Origin of the sequence: Burkholderia sp. F1, assembly GCF_050813845.1 — a bacterium.
Taxonomy (GTDB): domain Bacteria; phylum Pseudomonadota; class Gammaproteobacteria; order Burkholderiales; family Burkholderiaceae; genus Burkholderia; species Burkholderia ubonensis.
In genome coordinates, this window is sequence record NZ_CP172421.1 from 2,437,024 (window position 1) to 2,462,616 (window position 25,593).

21 protein-coding genes are annotated in these 25,593 nt (G+C 65.5%); 13 read left to right on the forward strand and 8 right to left on the reverse strand.

Going from position 1 to position 25,593, the window contains the following annotated elements; all coding sequences use genetic code 11:
- Nucleotides 1–15 precede the first annotated feature (15 nt).
- The 6 genes from ACFIMZ_RS11545 (at nucleotide 16) to ACFIMZ_RS11570 (ending at nucleotide 4,809) form a co-directional block, all read left to right on the forward strand.
- Complete coding sequence (locus ACFIMZ_RS11545; RefSeq protein WP_071739015.1) at nucleotides 16–378, forward strand: beta-hexosaminidase; 363 nt, start codon at nucleotides 16–18, stop codon at nucleotides 376–378.
- Nucleotides 375–974, forward strand: a complete 600-nt coding sequence (locus ACFIMZ_RS11550) for a hypothetical protein (protein ID WP_431819636.1) — start codon at nucleotides 375–377, stop codon at nucleotides 972–974. Before ACFIMZ_RS11545 ends, ACFIMZ_RS11550 begins: the two co-directional genes overlap by 4 nt.
- Complete coding sequence (locus tag ACFIMZ_RS11555) at nucleotides 974–2,578, forward strand: ParB/RepB/Spo0J family partition protein (protein ID WP_431822481.1); 1,605 nt, start codon at nucleotides 974–976, stop codon at nucleotides 2,576–2,578. Before ACFIMZ_RS11550 ends, ACFIMZ_RS11555 begins: the two co-directional genes overlap by 1 nt.
- Nucleotides 2,575–3,021, forward strand: a complete 447-nt coding sequence (locus ACFIMZ_RS11560; protein ID WP_431819637.1) for a hypothetical protein — start codon at nucleotides 2,575–2,577, stop codon at nucleotides 3,019–3,021. The genes ACFIMZ_RS11555 and ACFIMZ_RS11560 overlap by 4 nt, the downstream gene beginning before the upstream one ends.
- A gap of 62 nt (nucleotides 3,022–3,083) precedes the next feature.
- Complete coding sequence (locus ACFIMZ_RS11565) at nucleotides 3,084–3,239, forward strand: helix-turn-helix transcriptional regulator (RefSeq protein WP_431822482.1); 156 nt, start codon at nucleotides 3,084–3,086, stop codon at nucleotides 3,237–3,239.
- Nucleotides 3,240–3,582: 343 nt separating this feature from the next.
- The gene (locus ACFIMZ_RS11570) at nucleotides 3,583–4,809 is read left to right on the forward strand and encodes a hypothetical protein (protein WP_431819638.1); all 1,227 of its coding nucleotides are present in this window, start codon (nucleotides 3,583–3,585) and stop codon (nucleotides 4,807–4,809) included.
- A gap of 335 nt (nucleotides 4,810–5,144) precedes the next feature.
- Here ACFIMZ_RS11570 and ACFIMZ_RS11575 read toward each other — a convergent pair whose 3' ends face one another.
- Nucleotides 5,145–6,848, reverse strand: a complete 1,704-nt coding sequence (locus ACFIMZ_RS11575; protein ID WP_431819639.1) for a hypothetical protein — start codon at nucleotides 6,846–6,848, stop codon at nucleotides 5,145–5,147.
- A 581-nt stretch (nucleotides 6,849–7,429) separates the two neighbouring features.
- On the opposite strand from ACFIMZ_RS11575, the gene ACFIMZ_RS11580 reads away from it, so the two are divergent.
- Entirely contained in the window at nucleotides 7,430–7,828 is a 399-nt protein-coding gene (locus ACFIMZ_RS11580; protein ID WP_431819640.1) for a hypothetical protein, read from the forward strand.
- 42 nt (nucleotides 7,829–7,870) lie between these two features.
- On the opposite strand, the gene ACFIMZ_RS11585 is transcribed toward ACFIMZ_RS11580, so the two are convergent.
- From ACFIMZ_RS11585 to ACFIMZ_RS11605, 5 genes are all read right to left on the reverse strand, one after another.
- Nucleotides 7,871–9,319, reverse strand: coding sequence for a diguanylate cyclase (locus ACFIMZ_RS11585; protein ID WP_431819641.1), 1,449 nt, complete (start codon nucleotides 9,317–9,319; stop codon nucleotides 7,871–7,873).
- Between the two features lie 328 nt (nucleotides 9,320–9,647).
- A complete protein-coding gene (locus ACFIMZ_RS11590; RefSeq protein ID WP_431819642.1) occupies nucleotides 9,648–10,826 on the reverse strand; it encodes an acetyl-CoA C-acyltransferase in 1,179 nt (392 codons plus the stop codon).
- 47 nt (nucleotides 10,827–10,873) lie between these two features.
- On the reverse strand, nucleotides 10,874–11,506 hold the full coding sequence (pncA, locus tag ACFIMZ_RS11595; protein ID WP_431819643.1) for a bifunctional nicotinamidase/pyrazinamidase: 633 nt from the start codon (nucleotides 11,504–11,506) through the stop codon (nucleotides 10,874–10,876).
- A 35-nt stretch (nucleotides 11,507–11,541) separates the two neighbouring features.
- Nucleotides 11,542–13,626 carry a 3-hydroxyacyl-CoA dehydrogenase NAD-binding domain-containing protein gene (locus ACFIMZ_RS11600; RefSeq protein WP_431819644.1) on the reverse strand — a complete coding sequence of 695 codons (2,085 nt, stop codon included), beginning with the start codon at nucleotides 13,624–13,626 and terminating at the stop codon, nucleotides 11,542–11,544.
- 153 nt (nucleotides 13,627–13,779) lie between these two features.
- A complete protein-coding gene (locus ACFIMZ_RS11605; RefSeq protein ID WP_431819645.1) occupies nucleotides 13,780–15,417 on the reverse strand; it encodes a 3-(methylthio)propionyl-CoA ligase in 1,638 nt (545 codons plus the stop codon).
- Nucleotides 15,418–15,542: 125 nt separating this feature from the next.
- On the opposite strand from ACFIMZ_RS11605, the gene ACFIMZ_RS11610 reads away from it, so the two are divergent.
- From ACFIMZ_RS11610 to ACFIMZ_RS11630, 5 genes are all read left to right on the forward strand, one after another.
- Entirely contained in the window at nucleotides 15,543–17,120 is a 1,578-nt protein-coding gene (locus ACFIMZ_RS11610; RefSeq protein ID WP_431819646.1) for a protein adenylyltransferase SelO, read from the forward strand.
- Nucleotides 17,121–17,158: 38 nt separating this feature from the next.
- The gene (gene msrB, locus ACFIMZ_RS11615; RefSeq protein ID WP_431819647.1) at nucleotides 17,159–17,590 is read left to right on the forward strand and encodes a peptide-methionine (R)-S-oxide reductase MsrB; all 432 of its coding nucleotides are present in this window, start codon (nucleotides 17,159–17,161) and stop codon (nucleotides 17,588–17,590) included.
- Between the two features lie 115 nt (nucleotides 17,591–17,705).
- Nucleotides 17,706–18,236 carry a septation protein A gene (locus ACFIMZ_RS11620; RefSeq protein ID WP_084903565.1) on the forward strand — a complete coding sequence of 177 codons (531 nt, stop codon included), beginning with the start codon at nucleotides 17,706–17,708 and terminating at the stop codon, nucleotides 18,234–18,236.
- 1 nt (nucleotide 18,237) lies between these two features.
- Nucleotides 18,238–18,546 carry a BolA family protein gene (locus ACFIMZ_RS11625; RefSeq protein ID WP_060036985.1) on the forward strand — a complete coding sequence of 103 codons (309 nt, stop codon included), beginning with the start codon at nucleotides 18,238–18,240 and terminating at the stop codon, nucleotides 18,544–18,546.
- A gap of 21 nt (nucleotides 18,547–18,567) precedes the next feature.
- A complete protein-coding gene (locus tag ACFIMZ_RS11630) occupies nucleotides 18,568–19,347 on the forward strand; it encodes a peptidylprolyl isomerase (RefSeq protein WP_431819648.1) in 780 nt (259 codons plus the stop codon).
- A 79-nt stretch (nucleotides 19,348–19,426) separates the two neighbouring features.
- Here the strand turns inward: ACFIMZ_RS11630 and ACFIMZ_RS11635 are convergent, their stop codons facing one another.
- Both ACFIMZ_RS11635 and purL read right to left on the reverse strand, forming a co-directional pair.
- Nucleotides 19,427–19,963, reverse strand: a complete 537-nt coding sequence (locus tag ACFIMZ_RS11635) for a GNAT family N-acetyltransferase (RefSeq protein ID WP_431819649.1) — start codon at nucleotides 19,961–19,963, stop codon at nucleotides 19,427–19,429.
- Between the two features lie 4 nt (nucleotides 19,964–19,967).
- Nucleotides 19,968–24,032: a phosphoribosylformylglycinamidine synthase gene (gene purL / locus ACFIMZ_RS11640; protein ID WP_431819650.1), complete on the reverse strand. Its 4,065-nt coding sequence runs from the start codon at nucleotides 24,030–24,032 to the stop codon at nucleotides 19,968–19,970.
- A 240-nt stretch (nucleotides 24,033–24,272) separates the two neighbouring features.
- On the opposite strand from purL, the gene ACFIMZ_RS11645 reads away from it, so the two are divergent.
- Nucleotides 24,273–25,577 (forward strand): FAD-dependent oxidoreductase, encoded by a 1,305-nt coding sequence (locus tag ACFIMZ_RS11645; RefSeq protein WP_431819651.1) that lies wholly within the window; start codon nucleotides 24,273–24,275, stop codon nucleotides 25,575–25,577.
- Nucleotides 25,578–25,593: the final 16 nt, after the last annotated feature.

Genomic DNA, 25,593 nt, shown 5'->3' on the forward strand with positions numbered 1-25,593 from the left:
TCATGGAGACATGCCATGCCGCGAATCAAAGTCAAAGCCAAGCCTCTTTTCGACGTCGAGCGTCGCGACACTCTGTCCCTGCGAACCGTCGTTCGTTACGACCGGAACGCAAAGCGCCCGACAACGCCGATTCTCGTCGGCAAGTACGTCGTCGCTCGACGCCCCCTTCCCGACAGCCTGCACACGCTTTACATGATCCTCGACGGGGCCGAGATCGCCGGCACGCAGATCTCGATCCCGAGCGAGGCCGACTGTGCCACCGCCATCAAGCGCCTGCGCGACGCGAAACGCGCAGCAGGCGTCGCAGCATCCGATGCGATCGCCAAGGCGAAGAAGCCGCGTAAGCCGCGCGCATTCACGATCCGGGAGGCTGCATGACGCCAGCACCGGCACATACCGCACAGCCGCTCAATCCGTTTGTGGACCTGACGGCCGGCCAGCGCGCAGACCTCACCATTCGCATCCTCGACGTGTTCCGCCGTCTGACGCGCGCGATGACGTCCGACGAGGTCTGCAGGACGCACTTCCCGGATATGGCGAGCGTCGCGGCACAGCACATCGACAAGCTCGCTCGCGGCGGACTGCTTCGTCGCCAGCCGCGCCCTCACGATCTGCGCTTTGTGTACTGGCTGGCCGGATCTGACGCTGCCCCGCCGCTTCCGATCCCGTGCAAGCAAGCGGACGGCACGTACGCCAGCGCCCCCGACGACACGTTCAAGCCCCGACGGGCGGCATACGCGGCAGTCACCGCCGGCTCGATGCACACTCGGCCCGCGTTCCATCCGATCGTCACGCGCAACCAAGGGAGCCACGTCGCCGTCTCGTTCCCGCACCTGTACCCGCTCGAGATCACGGCCGACTCTCTGCAAGATTCCGCCGCGCAGGCGTTGCGCTATCTGCGCCTGTTCCGTCAGAGCATAGACCTCGAGGTCGCGCGCCTTGAACAGCTCGTTCAACGCCGGAGGACCGCATGATGGACGACCGCACCCAGCCGCTCAATCTGACCGCTCCGATTCCGACCGGGAACATCAAGGCCGCAGCAGCCGCAGCCGGCGCGACGTCGGCAGATCTGTGGATGGTCCCCTACGAGCAACTGCACCATGACCCGGCGGACAACGTTCGCCCGGTTGATCCCGAGTGGGTGACGCATCTCACGGCCCTGATCTCCGCGAACGGATACGACAAGGGTTCCCCGCTCCATTGCTACGCGCGAAAGGTCGACGGCAAGGATCTGCTCTACATTTACAAGGGCCAACATCGCTACCTCGCGGCCGGCAATGCAATCAAGGCTGGAAAGAAACTCGGCAAGATCCCCGTCGTCGTCCGTGACGCCAAGACCGTCAACCGCGCTGATATGGTGATCGACGGCTACCTCAGCAACGACAGCAAGCGTTCGTCGCCCCTTGATTTGGCTGCGGCGGTCGCCGAATTACGCGACATTCACGGCATGACCCTCGCAGAGATCTGCAAGCGGCTGAATGTCACTGACCAAACGATTCGCGATGTCGGCCTGCTCGAACGCGCACCGGCCGAACTGCACCAGCTCGTACGCGAAGGCACCATCGCCGGCACACTGGCGATCGAACAGATCCGCCAGCACGGCGGCGACAAGGCACTCGAACGCATCGTCGTCGGGATCTCCAGAGCTGAGGAAGCAGGCAAACAGAAGGTCACGAAGAAGTACCTCGAAGCGATACCCCTGATCGATGCACTGCCGGATCAGGCACCGCCGTCCACGCATGCATCGTCGACGGCCACCGCACGCGCTGCGACACCTTCCCCCGCGACGACGGCAGCAGACGCCCCGTCCGCGGCACAGGCGCCAGCACATGCGCCTACCGGCCTGATTACGGCTGCGCCTTCCAAGATCAGCGAGAAGCACTCAAAGCAACTTTTGCAGGCGCTGCAGGCGGTGTTGCACGACGAAGGTTTCGGAAAACTGGCACCCGTGACGATAGATGCCGTTCACACCGCGCTGATGCCGCTTGCCGATCTACTCGACGCTCGCCCCGCCGGGAAATCATGGCCTATCGCCGAGCCGGACGAGAACGGCTGCTGTGAACCAATCGAGACACTTCGAGGCCCCGAGCGAACCGACAGGATCAAGGGACCGCTCGCCCACATTCGTATCGCTCAACCGGCTCCCGGAGCATGGATCTATGCGATCGAATACAACACCGGCACCAGCTTCGCGAGCGACCCTCTGAAGGTATCTTCGCAGACGCGCGCAGTATGGACGCGCGTTCAGGCCATTCGCTCGGGCGCTGCGCGGCTCGTCGACACAATTAAGTCGCCCGTCCACGGGCGGACCAAGTCGGAGCAAGCAGCATTCAAGCGAATTCTCGCGTGGGCGAACGAGATCGTCGGCATGCCCGACCCCGACATGACCGCCGAATTCTCAACAGCCACGGCCAAAGGGCAACGTCCGGACCTGACGGACGTGTTGACGGCCATCGAGAACAAGCGGCGGATCACGTCGAACCGCGCGTTGCTCGATTCCGCGTTCCCGACACAGAAGGCGAAGCCCGGCCTCGACCCTGCGTCAGCATGGCCGTTCCCAAGAGGAGCCGCAAATTGACCTCGCGCCCGGCCCTTTCTACCCCACGTCCGCTGCCGCGAAAGCGGGAACACACGAAACAGCGCCCGGCTCTCGCACTGGCGAGCGTCAACGGTACTTCGACGCAGTCGAACAGCAGCGGGCTGACGCCCGCAACAACGATCCAGAACAACGATGCGCCGCTCGCGCGGCGTAAAGCAATCCAGAGAAACGAAGCCTTGGCGAATGCCCGCCAAGGCAGGCTCGCGCAGATTGACGACCTGCGCATCAAGATCCGCTCGCTAATCACTGACATCTCGCACGCGGCCGACGTCGAGCTGCTGGACCTGATGGCCGACGAGATCGGATCATTCGCCCGCCACAAGGCGGCACAGGATGCGCGCACTTGGGCCGCGACCGCCGCGATCACGCTTGAAACGGGGCTCATGCAACTCGCCCGTGCAACCCAGCCCGTCATCGAATAACGAGGAACAGTGAATTGAACGCCACAACCGAACGACTGTTGCGACTGCCGACCGTTCTCGACATGGTCGGCTTGGGCAAGACGACGATCTACGACATGATGAAGGATGGTAGTTTCCCGAGACCACGACGAGTTCGCAATCTCTCACTATGGGCAGAGACAGAAGTACAAGCATGGATTCGTTCCATCACATCACGCGAAACGTCCGCCGCCCAATAACATGTCCAAGTCCAGACCTGATCCCCCAGCCAGCATCCGATCAGGTCTGAAATTACTTCGACGTGCCCCTATCAAGGGCCGTGATCGACCCGTATGCGCCGTTCGACCTTGCGTACTGCCGATGGACGCTTTCACGGTGTAACGGTCGTTCGACGCATCGTCCACCCTGCCGGACGCTTGACGCTGCGGCGGACATTCAAGCCTCCATCATGTTGCGACCGCAAGAGCACGCAAGGGGGAGTTGTTGCCTAGAGTAGTATTATTTCTGGAACGCACAAACGGGTAAGATTCGCAGAAAATTCCAATTGAGAGCTTTGTCGTTAAGCAGGGGGAGTGAGAAAGAATGCAAGCGTTATTTTTAGGTGCGGGCTCGTCATACGACTGCGCCATGCCATTAGTTTCGGAACTAACTGCCGAAATAAAGAGGTGGCTGACGCCGGATAAAATTCACGAAATCAACGAGCATCAAAAAAGTCACCAAAACGGTTGGAGCGATGACATCGTTGCGATGCTTATTTCGCGGCTACAAAATTCGCAGCTGCACTATGAAAGCATCATTGGTGCTATCGAGGTGGATTTTGCGCGCGAGCAGGACGCGGGCCGGAGAGGCGAGCTCCATGGACTTCATGCATTTTTGTTACAAACGGTCCACGGGCTATTGCTTGACCGTCAGCTCAGGAATTTTGACTTTGCGATGGCCGCTTTAGATAGTTTTGGGGGCATTCGCAGCTTGATGGTCGACAGCAAACCACTCTGGGTTTTCTCGCTTAACCACGATGTCATGTTTGAATTGCTCGCTGCGAAATTTTCTATTCCCCTGAAAACTGGCTTTCATGGCAATGATGAACTTCAAATGAACGACGGCAGTGGAGGTTTCACCGCGATAAATGTCGCCCACTTATCTCGCCAGGCAATCAACGCTAACGACTACGATTTCTTCAAACCGGGAGAGACCGGTGTCAACCTAATCAAGCTGCATGGATCACTCGATATTTTTGGGAGCGGCGACGAGCTCAGCTATATCAAAATCGCTGCAAAAGAAAATCGTGCAGCGTCCTATGTCGAGCAACTGGAAACTGTTGCGAAGATTGATCTCGCATTGGGGAAACGAGACGGCGTTCGTGCAGTTAATGAACATACCTATCTAGATCACAATGGGCAACTTCAGTTTCTTCGAAATAGCCTGTTGAGCGGAGCACATAAATTTTCGCCCAAAATCTCTCAGATAGCGCCGCCGGAGTTTCTGTCTCTGTTCCGTGGTTACTTGAATTACTCATCGCACCTGGTGTGTATCGGATACGGATTCGGTGACAGACACATTGACGAAGGGATCGTGGACTGGCTTTCATTCTCAGGCGATCGACAACTGACCGTCGTGAACCCCGGAATTAAACAGTGCCCCGGCCGGCTCAATCATCTTTTCGATCAAGTAACCTTGCGAGCCGAAGGGGCCGCAGAATACTTCTTAGAGCTGCGACAGGAACCAGAACGCCCTTCGCAAAAATTTTGGCGTGCGTTACGTGAGAAAGGCAGGGAACGCATAAAAGACGAACTCTTGAACCCGAAATAGAGGCGGCCTCGTGTTTCTGCCAGCCCTTGCGTGTGGCAATGTCCGCTTCGAACGGGCAGGCGACTGCTGAGCGACGTGGCTTTCCTCGCACCAGCGGCCGCTAGTGGCCGAACGCGGCCGGCCACCGCCCTGTGACGCACGACCAGCGCAGATCGACCCGTTACGGTCATTCGAGCTCACGGCAAACGAATGGCTACTTCGAATCTGTATGAGACGCCTATCTCGCACCCCGGCCTGACCAGTAATAGTCACAAAATAGGCTCATTTGCTGAACAGGCCGGCGTCACACTACTGCCCTTCACGTCGCTCGGGCACAGTGATGTGCGGTGTTCATTTTATTGCTGAATCCGAGGATTTAGATCCAGAATAATTTGGGAAGGTGCACGATCTAGAATCGCAATTCCAGTCATCACTAATCGTGGGCCATCAGGGTCATACGTGATTCCTTCGGGCAGGCAGTCACCAGCGACCCTTGGACTTTGGTCCGCCAAACGCACGTAGTTTTGTTTGACCCAGCTCAACACAGCTTTATGAAGTGGGCTGATTGGCCGGTCGGAGGTCGCCTTTTGGTACCGTATCCCCATGACGTTGAGAAGCAGCGCAAGCAATTTCGAGCTCTTAAAATTAGGAAACTTGCTCATTCTGACGACCTCGTTATAGAGCTGTCGCCGCACCTTATGCAAAACGATTTTTCCTGCTGGCCCGGTCATTCGGAGATCAATCAATTCGCTCCATACGACGATGTACTGGACCGACCAGCACCTATCGCGAGGTTGTTTGACCGTTGAGGCTAGGACAACCACGTCAACGATTACTCTTGATACCAGCATATAGACGTCGCTTTGCGGATCCATTTTGTGACGCCGTAACGGAACGTTTGGTCGGCGCTCGCTGGCATCAAGAATCTCTATTGCGTCCGTCGCGAACTTGACCGCTGCAGATAGCTTGTTCACCTCTCCATCTGCCAAACTATCTGTCGGCACACCGTTCAGCTTATAGAGGGCGACGGGGGCGCGGGAAATCACTCCGGCGACGCGATTCAGGACGAATGGTGGTTCCGTTTTTGCGCCCGTATCTACATAGCTCCGGAATGTCACCAGAACAAGGCGGCAGAAGGCAATCCATTGATCCGCTTGCCATTCCCGCACTTCGTCATGGTGAACGTCAAAGACGTGATCGAGCTTACTTACCACTGAATAGTTTCCGTAAAGCGCTGAGGTCAGCGGTTTGTGGTATCCGATGAATCCTGTCTGATACCCAGCGACTTCGTGAAAAGCAAACGAATCCTTGTTGGCTATCGCCTCGGATGTAATATTCTTGGCGAACGTGCCGAGCGCGACGTCATATTTTTTCTGCGTATTGATTGCTTCAAAAAGCGCCAATGCGGTAGAAGGCGCGAACTGTACGACGTTTCTACAGAATTTGCGGTCCGCGAGAAGTAGTAGCACGTCGTGCGCGCATTGACGAGTGCTACTGCTGCGCGTATGCGTTGGCACTTGACCGCGTGAAAGCAACTTCCTTTGTGCCTCCACTTCGGTAAGAGACCAGGTGTGCCGAATCAGATGCTTCGCTGACCGCTCCAGTTCGTCCGCAATTTCTGGAAGTTCAGCCGGTGATCCTTTTACGATCACAAGGTAGAGCTGACGGGCAAAGCGCTTAGCGTTCCAGCGGCCAAAGACGGGCGGCCGAACAAAAGCAAACCAAGCCCAGACCATAAAATTCGCGAGAAATATGGCCCCTAACAACGCTTGCCAGGAGGCGGGTGTCAGGAGCTTTCCTTCGGGAACAAGCCACTGTTCCGCACGCCACCAGTCAGTCAGCAAGGTAAGTGCGCCAACTATTCCGACGATTGTGTACGTTCCTCCTTGCAGTGGAAGTGGCGCGGTTCTAACCCTGAACCGGTACCGGATGTCCGCGATAGTCCACGCCAAAACCATTAGTGCGAGGGCCGCCAGGAACTCTGAAAATCCGAAGAATTTAGGATCCTGTGCCTGAAGCGGTACAAAGCAGACTGACCAGTAGCAATGTGTCACTCTCATGCGGCTCCCCGAGAACGGAACGGTATGGAGCGTAAATCTTCTCATTAAACTGGGTGGACAGGCGTTTCGAACGCCACTTACTAAAAGATGCGACCGTTGCGCCGGCGGGCTAGATGTCCGTTGTATAGACGAAAGCGACGATCGATCGTCCGAACCGGAGCGCCTGGCAATGACCGAAGCTGGCCGGTAGCTGTCGCTCGCCATCGGCAACAACCGGCCGGATGGCGACGAATCCAGTCTAACGGCTCAACATCCATGGTCGCGCTGTGGCCAGTCGATCCAGCACATGAAAAAGGGGGTATTAGAGTGGGTATCAAACGCCCATTTCGCCAACTAATTCGTTACCAATCATCATCTTACGATCACAAATGTCAATGCAGTTTCCACATGACGATATGTCGGATCACTTCGTTTGCTCCAGTTTCAGGTCGTGATGGTGTGCCATTGTGGCCCAAACCTCGTCGACCGGGAATCCGGCCCCACCCGGCTCGCCAGCCGGATGGACGGACAGACGCAGGCGCACGTGATCCGCGCCGGTTGGCTACACTGCCGACTTGTCCCTGTTACGCGAAACGCCCTCCATGAATCGCCCGCCCTATCTCGCGCACGCCGCGCTGCTGGAACTGGCACGCCAATCGGCCGCCGTGTCGTCGTCGTGCACCTGCACGAAAACGCCGCTTGAAGGATGGACGAGCCTGCCGCTGTCGCTGCCGGAATCTCAACTGGAAGTGGTCGGAACGCTTGTGGCGCCGGACGAGACCGACGAACCCGCCTTTGACGAATATCATCCGGACGGAACGCGCTACTGGTCGGCAGATGCGCCGATCGCCGTGCGTCATTTTCCGTACAACCGCTGCAGCGTCTGCCGGTGCCGGCCATGCGGACGCGTGTATCTGCGTTACCAGGAGGGCGGCGGCTACTTCATCGATCAGCGGATTCGCGCACTGAATCCGGAATTGATCGTCGATGCAGGCGACTGACGCACTCGCATCGCTCCATCGCACGTCTCGCCCCAACCGCCGTCAATGCGCAACGACGCGGTTGCGCCCTTCGCGCTTCGCCTGGTACAGCCGCTCGTCCACCGCGCGCAGCAGCGCGTCGACCGTGCTGCCGTCGATCCCGTACTGCGCGACGCCGACGCTGACCGTCACCTGCACCCGCTTGAAATCGAGCCCGAACGGCGCGCTCGCGATCGACGAGCGCAAGCGCTCGGCCGTCATCCGCGCGCCCTCGAGCGGCATCTCCGGCAGCAGCGCCATGAACTCCTCGCCGCCGACCCGCGCAATCCCGCCCGCCGGCCGAACCACGAACTCCTCGCCACCGCCCCGCGCGATCCCGCTCCCCGGCCGGATCGCCTCGATGCATTGCCGCACGACGCCGCGCAGCACCTCGTCGCCGATCTGGTGCCCGTACGCGTCGTTGATGTTCTTGAAATTGTCGAGATCGAACGCAAGCAGCGAGAACGGCTTGCCGTCGCGTTCCGCGCGCTGGATCTCGCGTTCGACGAGGCCGATGAACTGGCGGCGGTTCGACGCGCCCGTCAGCGGGTCGGTCGCGGCCAGGTATTCGAGTTTCTGGTTGGTGCGCCGCAGTTCCTGCAACGCGCTCTCGGTGCGCGACATCGATTCCGACAGCCGGCTCATCAGGTCTTCCTGGCTGTAGATCGCCGAAAACGAGCGCGTGGTCTGCAGCGCCTGCACGACGCCGTAACTCAGCAGGAAGAACCCGCCCGCGAAAATCGCATGCGCGAGCCACCACATGTGGTTCCACGGCTTGCCGAGAATGAACGCGAGCGACGACAGCGCGAACGCGGTGATCGACATCCCGTAGATCGCCATCAACGGCGAGCGGATGCGCCGCGCGAGCAGCACGCCGACGTTGAGCATCGAGAACACCATCGCGCCGCCCTCCATCGACAGGCGGGTGCCGAGCGTGCCGGCGACAGGCGAATAGGCGATGTACGCAACCGCGGCATCGACGACCAGGAAGAACACGACCCACGGCAGCCAGGTGCGCAGGCTCGTGCGCCGGTCGACGCGATCGGACGGCCGCGAATACGACATCAGCCCGGTCAGCAGCAGGATCGCCATCACGAGCCGCGACGCCGGTCCGTAAAGCAGGAACAGCCAGATATTGTGATGCGCCATCCCGGTGAAGAGGCCGTGCAGCGCATAGATCATCGCGAAGCCGAGAAAGCCGAGCGTCAGCCAGCGCAGCAGCGGTTCGCCGGACGAGCGGTAGCACACCCAAGTCACGTACGTGACGAAGGCGCCCTCGAGCGTCGCCGCGGCAATCGCGATTTCGTGGAACGCGTGGTTCTCGAACGTCAGGTGCGGATCGCCGAAGAACCACAGATATGCAATGAGATAGGCTGGCAGCAGTGCGAACCCGATCAGCAGGCACTTCGCGTAGATCTTCGCGACGGCGCTGACGGCGCGTGGCGGCTCGCTTGCGGTGTATGTCGTGCTCAATTCGGCCCCCGATCGATCCGCTGCGTTGTTCGAACACGAAAGACGCCGGGTCACGACACATCGCCCGTCCCAGCTGACGGGGCATGCGCGGCGACTGCCTGCGCGACGCGCAATCCGGCCCCCAATACCGAAAGGCAAATGTCAGAGGCTAGTATAGGTGGGGCGATTCGTTTGACAAGTAAGGGGAAACGGCAGCGGTGCGACCGCGCGGATTGATTCGCGTCCGTATCGGATGGAGTCGATCGGACATAGCGTCGTGTGCGGGGCGCGGCTCCCGCGCGCGGCGGCGCAGCCGGCGTGCGGGCAACGCACGCCGACTGCGCCAAGGTCAGACGATTTCGAACAGGCCGGCCGCGCCCTGCCCGCCGCCGATGCACATCGTCACGACCGCGTATTTCACGCCGCGCCGCTTGCCTTCGATCAACGCATGGCCGGTCAGGCGCGCGCCCGACACGCCGTACGGATGCCCGACGGCGATCGCGCCGCCGTTCACGTTGAGCCGGTCCTCGGGAATGCCGAGCGTGTCGCGGCAATACAGCACCTGCACCGCGAATGCCTCGTTGAGCTCCCACAGGCCGATGTCCTCGACCTTCAGCCCGGCCTGCTTCAGCAGCTTCGGCACCGCGAACACCGGGCCGATGCCCATCTCGTCCGGCTCGCAGCCGGCGACCGCGAAGCCGCGGAACACGCCGAGCGGCTGCAGGCCTTCCTTCTGCGCGGCATCGGCGCTCATCACCACGCACGCGGACGCGCCGTCGGAGAACTGGCTCGCGTTGCCGGCGGTGATCACGCCGCCCGGCACCGCCGAGCGGATCTTCGACACGCCGTCGAGCGTCGTGTCCGACCGGATGCCTTCATCGGCCGACACCGTCACTTCCTTCGTGAAGAGCCGTCCGGTCGCCTTGTCGGCAATGCCGGCGCGCACGGTGATCGGCACGATCTCGGCATCGAAGCGCCCCGCCGCCTGCGCGGCCGCCGCCCTCAGTTGCGACTGCACGCCGTATTCGTCCTGCCGCTCCTTCGAGATCCCGTAGCGCTTCGCGACGTTCTCGGCGGTCTGCAACATGTTCCAGTAGATCTCCGGCTTGTGTTCGAGCAGCCAGCCCTCGTGCACCATGTGCCGGTTCATTTCGTTCTGCACGCACGAGATCGACTCGACGCCGCCCGCCACATACACGTCGCCTTCGCCCGCGATGATCCGCTGCGCGGCGAGCGCGATCGTCTGCAGCCCGGACGAGCAGAAGCGGTTCACCGTCATGCCCGGCACGCTCACCGGCAGCCCCGCGCGCAGCGCGATCTGGCGCGCGATATTGACGCCCGTCGCGCCTTCCGGGTTCGCACAGCCGATGATCACGTCCTCGACGCGCGCGGGGTCGAGCCCGGTGCGTTCGAGCGCGGCGGCGACCACGTGGCCGCCGAGCGTCGCGCCGTGCGTCATGTTGAAGGCGCCACGCCACGATTTCGCCAGCGGCGTGCGCGCAGTCGATACGATTACGGCTTCGGTCATGCGAGTCTCCTTCCTGTTCCTGCTTCCTGGATGAATGAGTGAATGCGCTACGCCGCCGGGCGCGCGCCGGCCGACGTGACCCGCGTCACGTCCGCCGCCTGCAGCTGTTGCCATGCATTCGCGAGCGACCCGTTCAGGTCGATCGCGCGGCATGCGTCGTCGATCACCGCGGCGTCGAAGCCGGCCGAGCGCGCATCGAGCGCCGACCACGCGACGCAATAGTCGGTCGCGAGCCCGCAGCACCACACGCGCTTCGCGCCGAGTTCGCGCAGGTAGCCGGCGAGGCCCGTGCGCGTCGTGCGATCGGCTTCGACGAAAGCCGAATAGCTGTCGACCTGCGCGTCGCTGCCCTTGCGGATCACGAGCCGCGCGTGCGGAATGTCGAGGTCGCGATGCAACGCCGCGCCGTCGGTGTCCTGCACGCAGTGCACGGGCCACAGCACCTGCTCGCCGTACGGCAGCGCGAGCGTCGAGAACGGCTCGCGCCCCGGATGGTTCGCCGCGAACGACACGTGGTCGCGCGGATGCCAGTCCTGCGTCAGCACCACCTGGTCGAAACGCGCGGCGAGCGCATTGATGACCGGCACGACCGCATCGCCGTCCGGCACCGCGAGCGCGCCGCCGGGCATGAAGTCGTATTGCACGTCGATCACGAGCAGAACGTCGTCGGTGTGTTTCATCGCGTTTCTCCCAAATGCGCCGCGCCGCCGCGTCGTCAGCCGTTGAAGCCGCGTCCGGCCTGCGCGAGTTCGGCGATCGACGGCGCAAGCTGCCACGCGTCGCCGTTCGCGGCGGCCGCATAGCGGCGGATCGCCCGCTCGACGTTGTAGAGGCCGACCGTGTCCGCGTACAGCATCGGGCCGCCGCGCCACAGCGGGAAGCCGTAGCCGGTCAGGTACACCATGTCGATGTCGGACGCCTTCGACGCGATCTTCTCCTCGAGAATCTTCGCGCCTTCGTTGACGAGCGCGAACACGAGCCGCTCGACGATCTCGTCGTCGCCGATCGTGCGCCGCTCGACGCCGCGCTCCTGCGAATACGCGACGATCATCTCGTCGACGAGCGCCGACGGCTTCGCCTTGCGGTCGCCCGGCGCGTAGTCGTACCAGCCCGCGCCGGTCTTCTGGCCGAAGCGGCCCTGCTCGCACAGGCGATCGGCAATCTTCGAATAATGGAGGTCCGGCTTCTCGACGTAGCGGCGCTTGCGGATCGCCCAGCCGATGTCGTTGCCGGCGAGGTCGCTCATCCGGAACGGGCCCATCGCGAAACCGAACTTCTCGATCGCGCGGTCGACCTGCGCGGGCAGCGCGCCTTCCTCGAGCAGGAACAGCGCCTGGCGGATGTACTGCTCGATCATCCGGTTGCCGATGAAGCCGTCGCACACGCCCGACACCACCGCGGTCTTGCGGATCTTCTTCGCGATCGCCATCACGGTCGCGAGCACGTCCTTCGCGGTCGCGTCGCCGCGCACGACCTCGAGCAGCTTCATCACGTTCGCCGGGCTGAAGAAATGCATGCCGACGACGTCCTGCGGCCGCTTCGTGAACGCGGCGATCTTGTTCACGTCGAGCGTCGACGTGTTCGACGCGAGGATCGCGCCCGGCTTCGCGACTTCGTCGAGCTGGCGGAACACCTGCTCCTTCACGCCGAGCTCCTCGAACACGGCCTCGATGATCAGGTCGGCGTCCTTCAGGTCGGCATAGGACAGCGTCGGCGTGATCAGCGCCATGCGCGCGTCGAGCTTCTCCTGCGTGAGCTTGCCCTTCTTCACCTGCGCGTCGTAGTTCTTGCGGATCGTCGCCAGCCCGCGGTCGAGCGCGTCCTGCTTCGTTTCGAGCAGCGTGACGGGCAGGCCCGCGTTCACGAAGTTCATCGCGATGCCGCCGCCCATCGTGCCCGCGCCGATCACCGCGACCCGGCGGATTTCGCGTACCGGCGTGTCGGCCGGCACGTCGGGAATCTTGCTCGCCGCGCGCTCGCCGAAGAACGCATGCCGCAGCGCGCGGCTTTCCGGCGTCATCATCAGCGCGACGAAGCCGTCGCGCTCGGCGATGACGCCCTGGTCGAAGCCGTGCAGCACGCCCGCCTCGATCGCGTCGATGCACTTGTGCGGCGCGGGGAAGTTCGGCGCGGCGGCTTTCGCCGAGTTGCGCGCGAACTGGATGAAGCCCGCGGCGTTCTCGTGGACGATCTTGCGGTCGCGCACGCGCGGATGCGGCCCCGCCTGCGCGCCGACCTTGCGGGCGAGCGCGACGGCCGCGTCGAGCAGGTCGCCCTCGGCCATCGCGTCGAACAGCCCGCTCTTCGCGAGCTGCTCCGACGGCACCGGCGCGCCCGACACGATCATGTTCAGCGCGGTCTCGAGCCCGACCGCGCGCGGCAGGCGCTGCGTGCCGCCCGCGCCCGGCAGCAGGCCGAGCTTGACCTCCGGCAGCGCGATCTGCGCGCCGGGCGCCGCGATCCGGTAATGCGCGCCGAGCGCGAGCTCGAGGCCACCGCCCATCGCGACGCTGTGGATCGCGACGACGACCGGCTTCGCGCTCGCTTCCACCGTGCGGATCACGGTGTGCAGCGTCGGCTCCTGCAGCGCCTTCGGGGTGTTGAATTCGGTGATGTCGGCGCCGCCCGAGAAGGCGCGGCCCGCGCCCGTCAGGACGATCGCGGCGACCGCCGGATCCTGCGCGGCGCGATCGAGCCCTTCCATGATGCCGAGCCGGGTCGACAGACCGAGCCCGTTGACGGGCGGATTGTTGAGCGTGATGACGGCGACGCCGTCGCGAATCGAGTAATCCACTGCCATCTGTCTGCCTCCATGCGTCGCGCGCCGGGGTGGCTGCGCTTCATTGTGCGCGGGTGAACAGCCGCTTGTCCAAGACGAACGGAGGCAGCATACAACGAAAAAGCACGGTCGTTCAATTTGAATTTGAACGCGATTCGGGGGGCGGAACGACCGCTAGCAGACCGCCGTCGGCAGCGTGTAATCCCGGAACATGTCGCGCAGCTTCAGCTTCTGCAGCTTGCCCGTAGCGGTATGCGGCAGCGCGTCGACGAACACGACGTCGTCGGGAATCCACCATTTCGCGACCTTGCCCTCATAGAACGCGAGCAGTTCTTCGCGGCTCACGTCGGCGCCGTCCCGCAGGACGACGACCAGGAGCGGCCGCTCGGTCCACTTCGGATGCGCGCAGGCGATGCACGCGGCCTCGGCGACCGCCGGATGCGCGACCGCGACGTTCTCGATGTCGATCGAGCTGATCCACTCGCCGCCCGACTTGATCACGTCCTTGCTGCGGTCGGTGATCTGCAGGAAGCCGTCCGGGTCGATCGTCGCGACGTCGCCGGTCGGGAACCAGCCGTCCGCGAGCGGCGACGCGTCGCTGCGGAAGTAGTGGTCGACCACCCACGGCCCGCGCACCTGCAGCTCGCCGAACGCGACGCCGTCCCACGGCAACTCGCGGCCGTCGTCGCCGACGATCCGCATGTCGACGCCGCAGATCACGCGCCCCTGCTTCTCGAGCAGCTTGCGCTGCGCGTCGAGCGGACGCTGCGACTGCGCCCAGGTCAGCTTCGCGAGCGTGCCGAGCGGCGACATCTCGGTCATGCCCCATGCGTGGATCACGCGCACGTCGTACGTCTCCTCGAACGTGCGCAGCATCGCCGGCGGGCAAGCGGAGCCGCCGATCACGGTGCGCTCGAGCGTCGAGAAGCGCACGCCGGCTTCGCGCATGTAGTTGAGCAGCCCGAGCCACACGGTCGGCACGCCCGCCGAGAAGGTCACGCGCTCGGCCTCCATCAGCGCGTACAGCGACTTGCCGTCGAGGTCCTTGCCGGGCAGCACGAGCTTGCCGCCCGTGAGCGGCACCGAGTAAGGCAGCCCCCACGCGTTGACATGGAACATCGGCACGACGGGCAGCACCGCGTCCATCGCGGACAGGTTCATCGCGTCGGGCAGCGCCGCGCCGTACGCGTGCAGCACGGTCGAGCGATGCGAATACAGCACGCCCTTCGGGTTGCCGGTCGTGCCCGACGTGTAGCAGAGCCCCGACGCCTGCTGCTCGTCGAGGCGCGGCCAGTCGTAGCGGCCGTCCTCCGCTTCGACGAGCGTCTCGTAGCACAGGAACGGCGTCGCGCCGGCGGGCAGGTGCGCGGCGTCGGTCATCGCGATCCAGCCCTGCACGTGCGGGCATTGCGGCGCGAGCGCGTCGACGAGCGGCGCGAAATTGATGTCGAAGAAGACGTAGCGGTCTTCCGCGTGGTTGACGATATAGGCGATCTGCTCGGGAAAAAGGCGCGGGTTGATCGTGTGGCAGACGGCGCCCATGCCGCTGATCCCGTAGTACGCCTCCAGATGCCGGTAGCCGTTCCATGCGAGCGTGCCGACGCGCTCGCCCGTCGCGACGCCGAGCCGCGCGAGCGCCTGCGCGAGCTGCTTCGCGCGCCGTTCGCAGTCGCGATACGTATAGCGATGCAGGTCGCCCTCGATCCGCTTCGACACGATCTCGACCTCGCCCGCGTGTCGCGCGGCATGCGTGATCAACGAGGACACCAGGAGCGGCATGTCCATCATCTGGCCCAGCAACGGCTTACCCATCGTCTTGTTCTCCCGGAAGGACGCGAATCGGTGTACAGCCTCGGGCCGGTGCTGCGGCCCGGCGCGCCGCCATGCGGGCGGCGCGGCGCCGCCTTACAATATCGGCTAAACCAGAGGCGCTCAACATGTCGTTTTCCCGAAGCGCAGCCGATCCGGCTGACACCCTGCCCGACCTCCCCGATCTTGCCGCCACGCTCGGCGCGCCCGCCGACGGCGCATTCGTGCGGCTCGGCGCGGCATTTCATACTCGCCTGCCGGCCGCGCCGCTGCCCGCGCCCTACGTGGTCGGCTTCTCCGACGAAGTCGCGCGGCTGCTCGGGCTGCCGGCGGCGCTCGCCGGCCATCCGCAGTTCGCCGGGCTGTTCGCCGGCAATCCGACCCGCGACTGGCCCGCGGACGCGATGTCGTACGCGTCGGTCTATTCGGGCCACCAGTTCGGCGTATGGGCCGGCCAGCTCGGCGACGGCCGCGCGCTGACCATCGGCGAGCTCGACGGCACCGACGGCCGCCGCTACGAGCTGCAGCTGAAGGGCAGCGGCCGCACGCCGTACTCGCGGATGGGCGACGGACGCGCGGTGCTGCGCTCGTCGATCCGCGAGTTCCTGTGCTCCGAGGCGATGCATCACCTCGGCATTCCGACCACGCGCGCGCTGACCGTGATCGGCTCCGACCAGCCGGTGGTCCGCGAGGAAATCGAAACATCGGCCGTCGTCACGCGCGTGTCCGAGAGCTTCGTGCGCTTCGGTCACTTCGAGCACTTCTTCTCGAACGACCGCCCCGACCTGCTGCGCGCGCTGGCCGATCACGTGATCGAGCGCTTCTACCCGGCCTGCCGCGACGCGGACGATCCCTACCTCGCGCTGCTCGAAGCGGCGACGCTGCGCACCGCCGACCTCGTCGCGCAATGGCAGGCGGTCGGCTTCTGCCACGGCGTGATGAACACCGACAACATGTCGATCCTCGGCGTGACGATCGACTACGGCCCGTTCGGCTTCGTCGACGCGTTCGACGCGAACCACATCTGCAACCACTCCGACACGCGCGGCCGCTACGCGTACCGGATGCAGCCGCGCATCGCGCACTGGAACTGCTACTGCCTCGCGCAGGCGCTGCTGCCGCTGATCGGGCTGCAGCACGACATCGCCGACGACGACGCGCGCGCCGAACGCGCGGTCGAGGACGCGCAGGCCGTGCTCGCGAAGTTTCCGGAGCGCTTCGGCCCCGCGCTCGAACGCCTGATGCGCGCGAAGCTCGGCCTCGAGGTCGAACGCGACGGCGACGCGGCGCTCGCGAACCAGCTGCTCGAGGTCATGCACGCGAGCCATGCGGACTTCACGCTGACGTTCCGCCATCTGTCGCAACTGTCGAAGCACGACGCGAGCCGGGATGCGCCGGTGCGCGACCTGTTCATCGACCGCGACGCGTTCGACGCATGGGCGAACCTCTACCGCGCGCGCCTGTCCGAGGAAGCACGCGACGACGCGGCGCGCGCCGCCGCGATGAATCGCGTGAATCCGAAGTACGTGCTGCGCAACCATCTGGCCGAGATCGCGATCCGGCACGCGAAGGAAAAGGATTTTTCCGAAGTCGAGCGACTGGCGCACGTGCTGCGCCGGCCGTTCGACGAACAGCCCGAATACGCGTCGTACGCGGCGCTTCCGCCCGACTGGGCCGGCTCGCTCGAAGTGAGCTGCTCGTCGTGACGCCCGCGTCCCGACCGTTCCATCAGGAGAAACGACACATGTCCCACGATTCAGACGACAAGTCCTATCCGTACCAGAAAGACGACGCGGAGCTGCGCCGCCGGCTCACGCCGATGCAGTACGAGGTCACGCAGCACGCGGCGACCGAGCGCGCATTCACCGGCGAATACACCGACACGGAAGACCCCGGCATCTACAAGTGCGTCGTATGCAGCACGCCGCTGTTCGAATCCGGCGCGAAATTCCATTCCGGCTGCGGCTGGCCCAGCTACTTCAAGCCGCTCAACGGCGAAGTGATCGAGGAAGTGATGGACCACACGCACGGGATGGTACGCGTCGAGGTCCGCTGCAACCACTGCGGCGCGCATCTCGGCCACGTGTTCGAGGACGGCCCGCGCGACCAGACCGGCTTGCGGTACTGCATCAATTCGGCTGCGTTAAACTTCGACTCCCGACCCGAAGACCAATAAGCGGCGCGCGGGCGGATCGACCGGACATACCCCACGATTCGCGACCGCGGCGCTTCGCGGGCCCCTACAACGGTGAAAGGCCGCGCAAGCGGCCTTTCACGCAGCTGCGATCATCATGAAATTTTTGTTCGATCTGTTTCCGATCATCCTGTTTTTCGCCGCCTTCAAGGTGTGGGATATCTTCACCGCGACCGCCGTCGCGATCGTCGCGACGCTCATTCAAGTCGCGTGGGTGGCGTTCCGGCACCGGAAGGTCGACACGCTGCAGTGGGTCAGCCTCGGGCTGATCGTCGTATTCGGCGGTGCGACGCTCGTGCTGCACAACCAGAAATTCATTCAGTGGAAATTGACCGTGCTTTACTGGCTATTCGCAATCGGCCTGCTCGCCGCGCGCTACGCGTTCGGCAACAACCTGATCGAGAAAATGATGGGCAAGCAGCTCACGCTGCCGCACCCCGTCTGGGACAGGCTCAACGTCGCATGGTCGCTGTTCTTCGCTGCGCTCGGCGCGGTCAACCTGTACGTGATGCGCAACTTCACCGAGTCGCAGTGGGTGAACTTCAAGCTGTTCGGCACGACGGGCGCGATGGTCGTGTTCATCATCCTGCAGAGCCTCTGGCTCGCGAAATACCTGAAGGACGAATGACATGAGTGATGCCTTCCTGAACGCATCGCCCGACGCGCGCATCGCGCTGATCGAGGCGCGCCTCGCCGCCGCGCTCGCACCCGTGTCGCTCGCGGTGCGCGACGACAGCGCGCAGCACGCGGGCCACGCGGGCGCGGCCGCCGGCGGCCACTACACGGTCACGATCGTGTCCGCCGCATTCGCCGGCAAGGCGCGCGTCGCGCGGCACCGGCTGGTGTATGATGCGCTCGCTGATGCGATGCAGCGCGGCATTCACGCGCTCGCGATCGTGGCGTACACGCCCGAAGAATTCAACGAATCTTCAATCTAGTCGTCTCATTAGGAATTTCCGATGATCCTGAAATCCCCCCGCCTGTGGGCCGCAGCGGCCGCTCTCGCAGCAGCGCCGGCCTTCGCCCAGAACATCGCCGTCGTCAACGGCACGCCGATTCCGAAGTCGCGCGCCGACGCGATGGTCGCGCAGCTGGTCCAGCAAGGCCAGGCCGATAGCCCGCAGATGCAGCAGGCCGTGCGCCAGGAACTCGTGAACCGCGAAATCCTGATGCAGGAAGCGATCCGCCGCGGCATCCCGAATCGTCCGGACGTGAAGGCGCAAATCGCCGTCGCGCAGCAGACCGTCGTGCTGCGCTCGCTGATCGAAGACTTCCTGAAGAAGAACCAGCCGACCGACGCCGAAGTGAAGGCGCGCTACGACGAACTGGTGAAGGGCGTCGCGAACCGCGAATTCCACCTGCACCACATCCTCGTCGACAACGAGCAGCAGGCGAAGGACCTGATCGCGAAGATCAAGGCCGGCGCGAAGTTCGAGGATCTCGCGAAGCAATACTCGAAGGACCCGGGTTCGGGCAAGAACGGCGGCGATCTCGACTGGTCCGATCCGAAGGCGTACGTGCCGGAATTCGCGGCGGCCGCGACGAAGCTGCAGAAAGGCCAGATGACCGACGAGCCGGTGAAGACCCAGTTCGGCTGGCACATCATCCGCGTCGACGACATCCGCGCCGTCGCGCCGCCCCCGTTCGACCAGGTCAAGGCGCAGATCGCGCAACAGATGGTCCAGCAGAAGCTGCAGGCGTTCGAGGAAAACCTGCGGCAGCAGGCCAAGGTGCAGTAACGCCACGCTGCGCCGCATACGAGAAAGCCGCTCCACGGAGCGGCTTTTTCTTTTTGCCGGCAGGCGAAGCGCAGTGCCGCTACGCGTAGAACGACGCGTGGTACCGCACTTCCCCCGCCGGGCTCGGCACCGCGGCATCGAACGGCAGCGCCATCAGGTATTCCGGCGGCGCCTGCGGAAACACGATGTCGCCTGCGGGCACGAAGCCGAAGCGCGCGTAATAGGCGGCGTCGCCGAGCACGACGCAGCCGCGCGCGCCGAGCCGCCGGAGCGCATCGAGACCGGTGCGCACGAGCCCCGCGCCGACGCTTTGCCGCTGGCAGTCGGGCAGCACCGCGAGCGGCGCAAGCCCATACCAGCCGCCCGATTCAGCGCCGTCGCCGATCATCACCGGGGAAAACGCGACATGCCCGATGATGCGCTCGTCGCGCTCCGCGACGAGCGACACGCTGAGGCAGCCGTCCGCACGCAGCGCGTCGACGATCTGCTGCTCGAACTGCCCGTGCTGCGGCTCGGCCGCGAACGCCGCGGCGATCACGCGGGCAATCGCCGCGACGTCGCTCGCGCGCTCGTCGCGCAGCGTGACGACGTCGACCGGCGCATGCGGATCGAACATCGCGTCAGCCGATCCAGCGGCGTGCGTTGCGGAACACGCGCAGCCACGGGCTCGCCTCGCCCCAGCCTTCCGGGTGCCAGCTCATCGTGACCGTACGGTGCACGCGCTCCATGTGCGGCATCAGCACCGTGAAGCGGCCGTCGGCGGTCGTCACCGACGTGATGCCGGCGGGCGACCCGTTCGGGTTGAACGGATAGCCCTCGGTCGCGTTGCCGCGATGGTCGACGTAGCGCATCGCGACCGCGACGCGATCGATGTCGCCCTGCTGCGAGAAGTCCGCATAGCCTTCGCCGTGCGCGACCGCGACCGGAATCCGCGAGCCTTCCATCCCCGCGAAGAAGATCGACGGCGACGACTGGACCTCGACGAACGAGAAGCGCGCCTCGAACTGCTCGGACTTGTTGCGCGTGAACTTCGGCCACGCCTGTGCGCCCGGGATCATCGACGCGAGGCTCGACAGCATCTGGCAGCCATTGCAGATGCCGAGCGCGAACGTGTCCTGCCGCGCGAAGAACGCCGCGAACATGTCGGCGAGGTTCGCGTTGAAGCGGATCGTCTTCGCCCAGCCCTCGCCCGCGCCCAGCACGTCGCCGTACGAGAAGCCGCCGCACGCGACCGCGCCCGTGAAGTCGGCGAGCGTCGCGCGGCCCGCGAGCAGGTCGCTCATGTGCACGTCGTGCGCGTCGAAGCCCGCGCGATCGAACGCATACGCGGTTTCGAGGTGCGAGTTCACGCCCTGCTCGCGCAGGATCGCGACGCGCGGACGCGCGCCTGTCGCGATGTACGGCGCGGCGATGTCGTCGGCCGGCTCGAACGTCAGCACCGGCGCGATGCCCGGGTCCGCCGCGTCGAGCAGTGCGTCGTATTCGGCGTCCGCGCAGGCCGGGTTGTCGCGCAGGCGCGCGATGCGCCAGCTCACCTCGCCCCACGCGCGATGCAGCTCGGCGCGCGGCGCGTCGTAGATCTTCTTCGCGTCGCGGAACACTTCGATCACGTCGCGCTCGTTGACCGAGCCGATCACGTGCGAGCACGTCGACAGCCCGAACTCGCGCAGCGCGCCAAGCACCGCGTCGCGGTCCGCCGCGCGCACCTGCACGACGGCGCCGAGCTCTTCCGAGAACAGCGCGCGCAGCGTGCGGTCCTCGCGGCGGCCGCTCGTCTGCTTCGCCCAGTCCTTCGCGTCGCCGTAGTCGGATTCATGATTCGCGTCGAGCGTCAGCATGTCGACGTTCAGCGACACGCCCGCGTGGCCGGCGAACGCCATTTCGCAGACCGTCGCCCACAGGCCGCCGTCCGAGCGGTCGTGGTACGCGAGCAGCTTGCCTTGCGCATTCAGCGACTGGATCGCGTTGAAGAAGCGCTTCAGGTCTTCCGGATCGTCGACGTCCGGCGTCGCGTCGCCGACCTGCTGCGTGACCTGCGCGAAGATGCTGCCGGCCATCCGGTTCTTGCCGCGGCCGAGGTCGATCGCGATCAGCACGCTGTCGCCGGCATCGGCGACGCGCTGCAGCTGCGGCGTCAGGTGACGGCGCACGTCGTCGACCGGTGCGAATGCGGAGATGATCAGCGAGACCGGCGCAACGACTTCCTTCGCGACGCCCTGCTCGTCCCACTTCGTCTTCATCGACAGCGAGTCCTTGCCGACCGGAATGCCGATGCCGAGCGCCGGGCACAGCTCCATGCCGATCGCCTTCACCGTGTCGAACAGCGCGGCGTCTTCGCCGGCGGTGCCGCACGCGGCCATCCAGTTCGCGGACAGCTTCAGCTTGTCGAGCGACGCGATCGGCGCGCTCGCGATGTTGGTGATCGCCTCGCCGACCGCCATGCGGCCCGACGCGGGCGCGTCGATCACGGCGAGCGGCGTGCGCTCGGCCATCGTCATCGCCTCGCCCTTGAAGCCCGCGTAGTCGAGCGCCGTCACCGCGCAGTCGGCCACCGGCACCTGCCACGGGCCGACCATCTGGTCGCGCACCGACGTGCCGCCGACCGAGCGGTCGCCGATCGTGATCAGGAACGACTTGCTCGCGACCGTCGGGTGCTTCAGCACGTCGACGGCGACCTGCGCGAGCGCGACGCCCGTGACGTCGACCGGCGCGCGCTCGGTGCTCACGCGCGTGACGTCGCGGTGCATGCGCGGCGGCTTGCCGAGCAGCACTTCCATCGGCATGTCGACCGGGTATTCGTCAGCGCCCGTCGCCTGGTCGTCGACGAGCCGCAGCTGGCGCTCGTCCGTCGCGACGCCCACGACCGAGAACGGGCAGCGCTCGCGCGCGCAGATCGCCTCGAAGCGCGGCAGGTCGGCCGGCGCGATCGCCAGCACGTAGCGCTCCTGCGCCTCGTTCGACCAGATCTCGCGCGGCGACAGGCCCGACTCCTCGAGCGCGACCTTGCGCAGCTCGAAGCGCGCGCCCTTGCCCGCGCCGTCGACGATCTCGGGGAACGCGTTCGACAGGCCGCCCGCGCCGACGTCGTGAATGCTCAGGATCGGGTTCTCGTCGCCGAGCTGCCAGCAGCCGTTGATCACTTCCTGCGCGCGGCGCTCGATTTCCGGGTTGCCGCGCTGCACCGAGTCGAAATCGAGCTCGGCCGTGTTCGCGCCGGTCGCCATCGAGCTCGCCGCGCCGCCGCCCATGCCGATCCGCATGCCGGGGCCGCCGATCTGGATCAGCAAGGAGCCTGCCGGCACATCGTGCTTGTGCGTGTGCGCGTCGGAGATGTTGCCGAGGCCGCCCGCGATCATGATCGGCTTGTGATAGCCGCGCACCTGGCCGCCGACGTTCTGCTCGTACACGCGGAAGTAGCCGCCGAGGTTCGGGCGGCCGAATTCGTTGTTGAACGCGGCGCCGCCGAGCGGGCCATCGATCATGATCTGCAGCGGCGACGCGATGCGGTCCGGGCGGCCGTACGGGCCATGCTGCTCGTTCGGGTTGCGCTCGCCGACCGGCTGCGCGGCGTCGCGTGCGTTTTCCCACGTCTGGCGCGCGTCGGGCAGGTCGAGGTTCGACACCGTGAAGCCCGTCAGGCCCGCCTTCGGACGCGCGCCGCGGCCGGTCGCGCCTTCGTCGCGAATCTCGCCGCCCGCGCCGGTCGCCGCGCCCGGGAACGGCGAGATCGCCGTCGGGTGGTTGTGCGTCTCGACCTTCATCAGCGTGTGCGTGAGCTCGGTGTGGCGGCCGTAGCGCTCACCGGGCTCGCCGGTCGCGCCCGCGCCGCGCGGGAACCAGCGCTCCGCTTGCGCGCCCACCATGATCGACGAGTTGTCCGAATACGCGACGATCGTGCCTTGCGGGCTCAGCTTCTCGGTGTTGCGGATCATCGCGAACAGCGACATGTCCTGCGCGTCGCCGTCGATCGTCCACTGCGCGTTGAAGATCTTGTGGCGGCAGTGCTCGCTGTTCGCCTGCGCGAACATCATCAGCTCGACGTCGGTCGGGTTGCGCTCGAGCTTGCGGAACGCGTCGACCAGGTAGTCGATCTCGTCGTCGGCGAGCGCGAGGCCCAGCTCGACGTTCGCGCGCTCGAGCGCGCCGCGGCCCTGCGCGAGCACGTCGACGGTCGCGAGCGGCTTGGCCGGCAGCTCGTCGAACAGGTGCTTCGCATCGTCGCGCGACGCCACCGCGCTTTCGGTCATCCGGTCGTGCAGCGCGGCCGCGACCGCGGCGCGCGCGTCGTCGGACAGCGCCTTCTTGCCGCCGAGCAGGCCCGACTTCAGCGTGACCGTGTACTCGACGCCGCGCTCGATGCGGCGCACGTGCGTGAGGCCGCAGTGCTGCGCGATGTCGGTCGCCTTGCTCGCCCACGGCGAGACCGTGCCGAAGCGCGGCAGCACGACGAAGGTCTCGACCGCGCCCTTCTCGGCCGCCGGCTCGAACGGCGCGCCGTAGTGCATCAGCGCGTCGATGCGTGCGCTGTCATCGGCCGACAGCGGCTCGCCGGCATTGACGAAGTGCAGGTACTGGCCGCGCACCGCGACGATGTTGGCGTCGATTTGCCTGAGCGTGTCGAGCAGACGGGTTTGACGGAAATCGGAGAGGGCCGAAGCGCCGGGAAAACACGAGAAGTGAGCCATGGGCTGGACTGACGTCGATGAGTCGCGCAAGGTGGCGACGTGGGGCGAAAGGAAGGCCGTAATTATACCCGGAAGTCGGACGCCCAAACCCGTCCGCGGCGCGCGCCGGGCCCGGCCGAACCGGTCCCGGGCCGCGCGCCGCCGGTTTGGCGCTATCATTGCCGGTTCACCGGGCCCCGCGGCCCGTCACGCGAATCACCCACCGGGCGGCCGGACGGCCGCCCGTCATCGAAGCAATCCATGGATGTCATCGTCATCGGCGGCGGAATCAGCGGCGTCGCCACCGCCTACCAGTTGCGCGCGGCCGGCCATCGCGTGTGCGTGGTCGAACGCCACGCGACCGTCGCGCAAGGCGCGACCTACGGCGATGGCGGCACGCTGCTGCCGAGCCCGCTTGACGTCTGGTTCGGGCCGACCTTCATGCGCCAGCGCCAGCCGCGCGACAGCGGCATCGTCTACAAGCCGGGGCTGAACGGCGGCGTGCGCCGCTTCGTGAAGCGGCTCGGCGAGCTGCGCGAGCCCGGCGCGTTCGCCACCCAGTATGCGCGGCTGCGCCCGCTGGTCGACGCGTCGCGCGACGCGATCGCCGACATCGAAGCCCGCTTCGATCTCGACTTCGAACAGCGGACCGGCGTGCTGCACGTCGTGCGCGACGCAAGCGACTGGGACGCCGCGCAGCCCGCGCTCGAGCTGCTGCGCACGCTCGACCTGCCGCACCGCGTGCTGACGGCCGCCGAATGCGCGGCGCTCGAGCCGTCGGTGCCCGCCGAGCCCGGCTTCGCCGGCGGCGTGCTGCTCGAGACCGAGCGCACCGCGAACTGCCCGCTGTTCACGAAGCTGGTCAAGCAGGCGCTCGACGAGCACGGCGTGCAGTTCCGCTTCGGCGCCGAAGTCGCCGCGATCCGCGCGGACGCCGGCCGCGCCGCGGTCGAGCTCGCGCCGCCGGGCGGCGACCGGCGCGCGCCGAAGGCGCGCGAGGTCGACGTGATTTCCGCCGACGCGATCGTGGTCGCCGCCGGCGCGAGCAGCCTCGCGCTGCTCGAGCGGCTCGGCATGCGCGTGCCGCTGCATCCGATGCGCGTCCACACGCTGACCGCGCCGGTCGCTTACGTCGAACACGCGCCGCACCTGGCCGTCGTCGATTCGATCAAGCGCATCGCGATGACCCGCACCCACCAGCGGCTGCGCGTCGGCGGCGGCGCGGTGCTGCAGAGCCTGCAGGACACCGCACGGCCACTCGCCGAGCCGTTGTCGGAGGCCGCGCTCGCGCTGCTCGGCCAGGCCGTCCACGACTGGGTGCCCGGCGCCGCGAAAATCTCCGCGGCGCTGTCGTGGCAAGGCACGCAGCTGCTGTCGCCGGACGGCCTGCCGGTCGTCGGTCCGACCCCGCATCCGCGCGTGTTCGTCAATTTCGGACACGGCCCGGCCGGTTGGGGGCTCGCATGCGGGTCTGCTAAAGTGGTGGCGGATTACGTCGGCGGCGATACGCAGCACTGGCCCGCCGACACGCTCGCCGCGCTGCGCGCCGAGCGCTTCTCGCACTGACCGGCCGCGCGGGCTC

Bases quoted from the DNA above. Each gene is read 5' to 3' on its own strand.
- ACFIMZ_RS11545 (WP_071739015.1), top strand. From the start codon at position 16: ATGCCGCGAATCAAAGTCAAAGCCAAGCCTCTTTTCGACGTCGAGCGT.
- ACFIMZ_RS11550 (WP_431819636.1), top strand. From the start codon at position 375: ATGACGCCAGCACCGGCACATACCGCACAGCCGCTCAATCCGTTTGTG.
- ACFIMZ_RS11555 (WP_431822481.1), top strand. From the start codon at position 974: ATGGACGACCGCACCCAGCCGCTCAATCTGACCGCTCCGATTCCGACC.
- ACFIMZ_RS11565 (WP_431822482.1), top strand. From the start codon at position 3,084: ATGGTCGGCTTGGGCAAGACGACGATCTACGACATGATGAAGGATGGT.
- ACFIMZ_RS11570 (WP_431819638.1), top strand. From the start codon at position 3,583: ATGCAAGCGTTATTTTTAGGTGCGGGCTCGTCATACGACTGCGCCATG.
- ACFIMZ_RS11575 (WP_431819639.1), bottom strand. From the start codon at position 6,848: ATGAGAGTGACACATTGCTACTGGTCAGTCTGCTTTGTACCGCTTCAG.
- ACFIMZ_RS11580 (WP_431819640.1), top strand. From the start codon at position 7,430: ATGAATCGCCCGCCCTATCTCGCGCACGCCGCGCTGCTGGAACTGGCA.
- ACFIMZ_RS11590 (WP_431819642.1), bottom strand. From the start codon at position 10,826: ATGACCGAAGCCGTAATCGTATCGACTGCGCGCACGCCGCTGGCGAAA.
- pncA (WP_431819643.1), bottom strand. From the start codon at position 11,506: ATGAAACACACCGACGACGTTCTGCTCGTGATCGACGTGCAATACGAC.
- ACFIMZ_RS11600 (WP_431819644.1), bottom strand. From the start codon at position 13,626: ATGGCAGTGGATTACTCGATTCGCGACGGCGTCGCCGTCATCACGCTC.
- ACFIMZ_RS11605 (WP_431819645.1), bottom strand. From the start codon at position 15,417: ATGGGTAAGCCGTTGCTGGGCCAGATGATGGACATGCCGCTCCTGGTG.
- ACFIMZ_RS11610 (WP_431819646.1), top strand. From the start codon at position 15,543: ATGTCGTTTTCCCGAAGCGCAGCCGATCCGGCTGACACCCTGCCCGAC.
- msrB (WP_431819647.1), top strand. From the start codon at position 17,159: ATGTCCCACGATTCAGACGACAAGTCCTATCCGTACCAGAAAGACGAC.
- ACFIMZ_RS11620 (WP_084903565.1), top strand. From the start codon at position 17,706: ATGAAATTTTTGTTCGATCTGTTTCCGATCATCCTGTTTTTCGCCGCC.
- ACFIMZ_RS11625 (WP_060036985.1), top strand. From the start codon at position 18,238: ATGAGTGATGCCTTCCTGAACGCATCGCCCGACGCGCGCATCGCGCTG.
- ACFIMZ_RS11630 (WP_431819648.1), top strand. From the start codon at position 18,568: ATGATCCTGAAATCCCCCCGCCTGTGGGCCGCAGCGGCCGCTCTCGCA.
- ACFIMZ_RS11635 (WP_431819649.1), bottom strand. From the start codon at position 19,963: ATGTTCGATCCGCATGCGCCGGTCGACGTCGTCACGCTGCGCGACGAG.
- purL (WP_431819650.1), bottom strand. From the start codon at position 24,032: ATGGCTCACTTCTCGTGTTTTCCCGGCGCTTCGGCCCTCTCCGATTTC.
- ACFIMZ_RS11645 (WP_431819651.1), top strand. From the start codon at position 24,273: ATGGATGTCATCGTCATCGGCGGCGGAATCAGCGGCGTCGCCACCGCC.